This window comes from Shewanella sp. A32 (genome assembly GCF_029167175.1).
In the GTDB taxonomy this organism is placed as follows: Bacteria; Pseudomonadota; Gammaproteobacteria; order Enterobacterales; family Shewanellaceae; genus Shewanella; species Shewanella yunxiaonensis.
In genome coordinates this window covers 1-1,199 of record NZ_JARFTS010000060.1, presented here as the reverse complement: position 1 = coordinate 1,199, position 1,199 = coordinate 1, and the positions used below count along the sequence as shown (strand labels likewise).

Sequence of the window (1,199 nt, the reverse complement as noted above, 5' to 3'; positions counted from 1 at the left end):
TGTATTAGTTCAGACTAGATCTGACACATCATCTTGAAAAGATGAGAGTTACCCGTTTTGATAAAGGTGTCGAATCTTAAATCAAAACATAAGGCAACTCTCATGCTTCATACTAACAATCCGATTATCAAACACAAAGCGGGTTTACTCAATCTCGCAGCAGAACTGGGAAACGTTTCTAAGGCCTGTAAGGTGATGGGCGTATCTCGAGACACCTTCTATCGCTACCAGGAATTGGTTGAAAGTGGTGGTGTTGAATCGCTTATCAATCAGTCCAGAAGAGCGCCTAACCTCAAGAACCGTGTCGATGATGCAACCGAACAAGCCGTCATAGTGCACGCGATTGAATATCCTGCCCATGGACAATCTCGCACCAGTAATGAACTGCGCAAAAGCGGCGTATTTGTGTCGGCGAGTGGTGTTCGTTCTATCTGGCTGCGGCACAATTTAGAGAACTTCAAAAAGCGCTTAAAGGCCTTAGAAGCCAAGGTCGAGCAAGAAGGTATTATCTTGTCAGATGCGCAGGTCGCAGCGCTGGAACGCAAGCAACAGGATGATGAAGCTTGTGGTGAAATCGAAACCTTCCATCCAGGCTATTTGGGCTCGCAAGATACCTTCTATGTCGGCAATCTTAAAGGTGTTGGTCGCATCTATCAGCAAACCTTCGTTGATACCTATAGCAAGGTAGCATTTGCCAAGCTGTACACAACGAAAACGCCTATCACTTCGGCTGATTTGCTCAATGACCGAGTGCTGCCGTTCTTTGAGGCTCAAGCATTACCCATGCTGCGTATTTTGACTGACCGAGGAACAGAATACTGTGGCAAAGTAGAGCAACACGACTATCAGTTGTACCTAGCGATTAACGACATAGAGCACACCAAAACTAAGGCGCGTCATCCGCAAACCAATGGTATCTGTGAACGCTTCCATAAAACGATTTTGAATGAGTTTTATCAGGTAACGTTTCGTAAAAAGCTTTACGGAAATATGGAGGAACTGCAAAAAGATCTGGACGAATGGCTGGCGTATTACAACAATGAACGGACTCATCAGGGAAAAATGTGTTGTGGCCGAACACCAATGGCGACACTCGTTGATGGGAAAGCGATTTGGGCTGAAAAGAATTTAGCTCAAATCTAATCTGACGGAGGCACCAGAAAAATGGGTAACTGTCAGATCAGGTCTGAGCTAGTACA

General features: G+C 45.3%; 1 protein-coding gene. It reads left to right on the top strand.

Annotated elements, in window-relative coordinates; all coding sequences use genetic code 11:
* The first annotated feature begins 102 nt into the window (after window positions 1-102).
* The gene (locus tag PY479_RS17520; protein WP_275484538.1) at window positions 103-1,143 is read left to right on the top strand and encodes an IS481 family transposase; all 1,041 of its coding nucleotides are present in this window, start codon (window positions 103-105) and stop codon (window positions 1,141-1,143) included.
* The last annotated feature ends 56 nt before the right edge of the window (window positions 1,144-1,199 follow it).

Coding starts and splice junctions, on each gene's coding strand:
- PY479_RS17520 (WP_275484538.1), top strand. CDS start 103: ATGCTTCATACTAACAATCCGATTATCAAACACAAAGCGGGTTTACTC.